The following is a 5321-nucleotide window of genomic DNA, read 5'->3' on the forward strand; positions in this document are numbered from 1 at the left end:
TTCAAAGGTTAGGAACTGAACAATTGTTAAAATATTAAACGTAACTTATATACTTTATTTTTTCTCATTATTAATAGTAACAAAAAAAGTTATAGAAACAAGTTCTATAACTTTTTTATTTAACCTATTTTCTTATCCGCTCTAGTTGCTGGTTGAACTTGATTTTTCATTTTTACAACGCTAATGCCATATCCGATAAATCCACCGATAATCGCTGGGAAGATCCAGCCTAATCCTACTTCCTGCATCGGAAGGAATTTAGTGAACACTTGGCTTACTACTTCAATGTTAACTCCAGCTGCACTTAATCCATCGAATAAGCTGATGATAAATGTTACGATTAAGCTCACTTGATAAACTTCAGCTCTTCCTTTGAATAATGAATGGAAGAATGTTAAGAAAATCAATACGATTGCTAGTGGATAAATTGCTGTTAATACTGGAACAGAAACTGCGATTAACTGTGTTAATCCTACGTTTGCAACAATTGCACTAAATACACATAGTGTGATTGCAATTGCTTTGTAAGGAACATTTGGGAATAACTTATGGAAGAATGAAGAACATGCTGATACAAGTCCCACACTAGTTGTTAAACAAGCTACTGTAATCATTAATCCTAATAATACTCCGCCATATGATCCGAAATAGTAGTTAGAAACTTTCGCTAATACTTCTCCGCCGTTCTCTAAATGTCCAAGCTTTGCAACACTTGAAGCACCCATATAAGAAAGAGCTGTATAGATAATTGCTAAAATAGATGCTGCAATTATTGTCGCTTTTGCACAAACGACCATAATTTGTGTTTTCGTTTTCGCACCTTTTTCTTTAATAGCATTGATGATGATAATCCCGAATACAAATGATGCAAGCGTATCCATCGTTAAGTATCCTTCTTGGAATCCTTTAAAGAATGCATGTGATGTATAAGCTTCCACTGGTGCTTGCATATCTCCAATCGGATGTATAAAAGCAACGATTACTAAAATACCGATGAAAGTCAACTTAATTGGCGTTAAAATTTTTCCAACAATATCGACAATTTTCGCGGGATTTAGCGAAAAAAAACAAGTGATGCTAAAGAATATAATTGTGAAAAGAATTAAAGGTGTAGAACCTACTCCCTCTGGCATAAACGGCTTAAGACCAATTTCATAAGATACATTTCCTGTTCTCGGTATTGCAAATAACGGACCGATCGCTAAGTATAGGACTGTTGTAAATACAATCCCGAACACTGGGTGAGCACGACTTGCTAATGACTGTAAATCATCTTTACCTGAAAAACCAAATGCTAGTACACCTAGTAATGGTAATCCAACACCAGTTACTAAAAATCCAGCGTTAGCAATCCATACATTCTCTCCTGCTGATTGACCAAGCATCGCTGGGAAAATTAAATTTCCTGCTCCAAAAAATAGTGCAAATAACATTAATCCAATAACTACTATGAACGAAAACGGTACTTTATTCGCCATAATATAACCCCCATTCAAATTTCCTTATCTCATTTTCCAATTTTAACTAATTGAATTTTCTGAATATTTAATTTAAGTATCAACTATTCTTGAACTCATTATAGTTTGCTATATAATATTTTGCAATACTATTTTCGAACTTTTCTTTTATTTTATAAATATACATTTTTTAACATGAAAAATAGACTAAAAAACCAACACGGTCATCCATGTTGGTTTTTCCATTTACTATCATAAATTAAAATTTCGCTGCTACTTTTTTAACGTTTTCTAGACCTTCTTCAACAATTTGTTGTGAACGATCTGGATATTGATTGTGTCCTTCAATTACAACTGTCTCTGGATTTGTAATTCCCCAGAACCCAAGTACAGTTGTTACGTAATTAACTGCCATTTCCATAGGAGCCATTTGCTCTGAAGAGTAATCTGAACCACGAGCACCTAACACAACTACTTTCTTACCACCAACTAAACCTTCTGGACCATTTGCTGTATATTTAAACGTTTTTCCAGCTTGAGATAAGTATGAAATATATGTGATTAATGGTGCTGGTACTGTAAAGTTCCATAATGGGAATGCAAATACAACCTTATCAGCTTCTAAAAACTGATTTAAATATTGATCTACTGTAGCAACCGCCTTCTCTTCTTCAGCTGTTAACTCCATGCCTTGGCTACGTTTATATCCACCTGAAATCGCGATATTTCCGTAATAAGGAAGATCTAATGCAAATAAATCTAATTCCGTAATTTCTGTATTTGGATTTGCTTCTTTATAAGTACTTACAAATGTTTCATACATTTTTGAACTAACTGCTTGCTCCGCTGGACGATCGTTTGCTTTTACAAATAATACTTTTGACATTTTTTTATTCCCCTCTACATTCGTATTTTCTTCTTTTTTACCAAATAATGAACTAAATAGTCCCATTTTCTTCACCTAATCTTTCTTTTCATATTCATTATTCATCATCATAAAAATTCTTATTCTAAGAAAAAGTTCCAATAGATACCTTAAGTTAAGCCTCCGAAACTTTTTGTTATTTAATTACCTTATGTAAGTGATCGTAATATAGTCACTTACTTTAGTCAAGTAACTTTTAATAAAAAACAAAATCTCAATTTAAAAATATTAACTAAAATACAATTGAACACCAAATACATCTTTATTACTTGTATAATAAACTTAGAGAGGAAAATTCATATATAGAAAGGATTTATTCATGAGCACTATAGAAAAGATTCAAACTTTTATTATTCTTTTTGCTGTTACATGCGGCATCGTACTCGGACAATTAAATATGATACATACGTATTCAGACAAGTTTATTGTCCCCTTCTTATTTTTCATGCTATATGGATTATTCCTCAGCATCCCATTAAAAGAAATAAAAAACGGATTTCGCAATTTAAAATTTGCTGGAACAAGTCTTACTATTAACTTCTTATGGACACCTTTACTCGCTTGGGGATTAGGAGCACTATTTCTTTCAGATCATCCAGCACTTTGGGTTGGATTTATAATGTTAATGGTTACTCCATGCACAGATTGGTACTTAATCTTTACTGAAATAGCGAAAGGAAATGTAGCACTTTCTACTGCAATTTTACCGGTAAATTTAATTTTGCAAGTACTACTCCTTCCAATTTATTTATTTTTATTTGCTGGTGTCATGAAAACTGTAGCGGTTTCTGTTTTAGTAGAAAGTATTGTTATCGTAATCGTCTTACCATTTATACTTGCACACGCTACAAAATTCATTATGAATAAAATGAAAAAAGCTGAAACTCTCGAGAATAAACTCATTCCGTTTTTCAGCTCTGCTCAAATTGTATTTTTAAGTTTAGCAATAGTAGCGATGTTTGCATCACAAGGTAAATATTTGCTGCAAAATATGAATGTCGTTTTATTATTACTCGTTCCTGTTCTATTGTTCTTCATCATTAATTTTTTACTAGGACAATTTATCGGACGCATCATGCATTTATCTTACAAAGATACAGTAAGTCTAAGCTTAACAACGTTAGCAAGAAACTCACCTGTTGCACTCGCTATCGCTGTAACAGCTTTTCCAGACGAGCCTCTTATCGCACTTGCACTCGTTATTGGACCGTTGATTGAGTTACCGGTACTAGCTTGTGTGTCACAAGTTTTGTTGCTTATTAAGAGAAAACGGCAATACGCATAATAAAAAACGTCCCATTTTGGGACGTTTTTTATTATGGAAAGATTACATACAACACTTATTTCTTATTTATCGATACAAATGAAATTACCGAAACTACAAACGTAATAATACCAATTATAAATCGATCGGCACTAAAAATTTTATATGCTATAGAAAATTTACTTTTCGTTACATTAACAAATCCTTTCTAATTAAAAATGATAGGGAACGTAAATATAACGAAAGCTGCCCAAAGTCCGTATATTGGCAAATACTTCGTAACGGCATCTTGGATAGCTGTCGGTCCTGATTTGTTTTGCAAGAAATGCATATAGGAAAACATAATCCAAATGAGATTTGCCCAAATCAGTACGTTTACTCCTAAAACAGCAAGTCTATTAGGCGTAATCCCGTAAGAAGAAAGTCTAAATACTATGGCTGACAATGCGACAGTGTCAATAATAAGCGCCAGAACAATTAAGGAAAAATTTATATAATCTGAAATGTTCTTTTTCTCGTCCGAGTCACTTTCAACGAGAGAAAATATGGTAACAGCCAATACACCAAGGAGTATTCCGTTGAAAGCCATTAGGAAATTGCGATCCAAGAACGGATTTTTCCCGACCCAAATTACCGTTATAAGATAGATAAGCAACGTGATCAGGACGAGAGGACTAAAAATTTTAGATATGTATGGTGTAATATTTTTAGCAAGCTTAAGATTCATTGATACTAAGTATGCAGCCACAATAGCGAGAGCCGCTGCTCCAAATAAAACAACATTACTAAAATAGAATTCTCCTATATCTAAGTCAACAAAGCTAAATAAACGCATGGTGAATACTGCTAGTATCATTCCGCTCACTGCCATGCTGGCGTAGAGAAGACAATATTCTAAATTAAATTTTATATAGGCTAATCTTGTACTGCCTTTTGAATATTCATTTCCTGTAAACGCAAGCCCTACTAAGACCCATAAAAATATAGGAAGATGCAAATAAGCAAGAATGGTACTGTCTTTATAATTTAATGGCAACGTATTAAGATACATCCCGGAAATTAGGAACAACGCTGCAAGGGAATAAATAATACTTTTTTTCGGAGTATTATTGTAAACAAAATAAGCAGCAATAAAGGGAATTACACCAAAAGCCAAATTAATTGGAGCAATTGCTTCCTGCTCAACAAAGTGGAAAATGATCCTGGTGCTTATGCCGGCCAGAATAGCTAAAAGGCCCATGAATAAGAAACCTTTTTGAAACAAAGATGTTTTTTCTTTATTTACTTTCTCCTTGAAATGCAACCTTTCATACCAAGCACCTAGAACTTGAGAATCAGGGTTTTGGTCCCATGCTTGTGAGAATGCTTTTTTAAAAGCTTTCGGATCTTTTCTATACATCTTCTCCAACTCATGGGAGTTATCCATATTTTTAACAATCAAATTGTTAATGTTCATAGTTATACCTCCTCTAATTTTAAAAATAAGGTTGTTACCTTTTAACAAAAGCACCTCACTCATTTATTATGATTTTGATTTTAATACAAAATTTATCGTTTTACAATAAAAAATTATTATTTAAAGGATTTTTTTTATCGTTAAATCTTATATAAAAGAAAAACAAAATGAACTGCACCCCAATTGTTAGACACAGTCTAACAATTGGAGGTGCAGTTT

Annotated in this window: 4 protein-coding genes; 1 reads left to right on the top strand and 3 read right to left on the bottom strand. The window is 33.0% G+C overall.

Features of this window, described 5'->3' with window-relative positions; genetic code table 11:
* Window positions 1-119 precede the first annotated feature (119 nt).
* Window positions 120-1478, bottom strand: coding sequence for a branched-chain amino acid transport system II carrier protein (gene brnQ, locus ACODS7_RS30905; protein ID WP_029442011.1), 1359 nt, complete (start codon window positions 1476-1478; stop codon window positions 120-122).
* Window positions 1479-1716: 238 nt separating this feature from the next.
* Window positions 1717-2409, bottom strand: coding sequence for an FMN-dependent NADH-azoreductase (locus tag ACODS7_RS30910; protein WP_000522528.1), 693 nt, complete (start codon window positions 2407-2409; stop codon window positions 1717-1719).
* 292 nt (window positions 2410-2701) lie between these two features.
* On the opposite strand from ACODS7_RS30910, the gene ACODS7_RS30915 reads away from it, so the two are divergent.
* Complete coding sequence (locus tag ACODS7_RS30915; RefSeq protein WP_043935009.1) at window positions 2702-3667, top strand: arsenic resistance protein; 966 nt, start codon at window positions 2702-2704, stop codon at window positions 3665-3667.
* Window positions 3668-3854: 187 nt separating this feature from the next.
* On the opposite strand, the gene ACODS7_RS30920 is transcribed toward ACODS7_RS30915, so the two are convergent.
* The gene (locus ACODS7_RS30920; protein WP_029442009.1) at window positions 3855-5102 is read right to left on the bottom strand and encodes a DUF4153 domain-containing protein; all 1248 of its coding nucleotides are present in this window, start codon (window positions 5100-5102) and stop codon (window positions 3855-3857) included.
* Window positions 5103-5321: the final 219 nt, after the last annotated feature.

Source organism: Bacillus sp. FG16, from assembly GCF_057809515.1.

What these genes read in the sequence shown, in the direction of transcription:
- ACODS7_RS30915 (WP_043935009.1), top strand. Translation starts at nt 2,702, where the DNA reads ATGAGCACTATAGAAAAGATTCAAACTTTTATTATTCTTTTTGCTGTT.
- ACODS7_RS30920 (WP_029442009.1), bottom strand. Translation starts at nt 5,102, where the DNA reads ATGAACATTAACAATTTGATTGTTAAAAATATGGATAACTCCCATGAG.
- brnQ (WP_029442011.1), bottom strand. Translation starts at nt 1,478, where the DNA reads ATGGCGAATAAAGTACCGTTTTCGTTCATAGTAGTTATTGGATTAATG.
- ACODS7_RS30910 (WP_000522528.1), bottom strand. Translation starts at nt 2,409, where the DNA reads ATGGGACTATTTAGTTCATTATTTGGTAAAAAAGAAGAAAATACGAAT.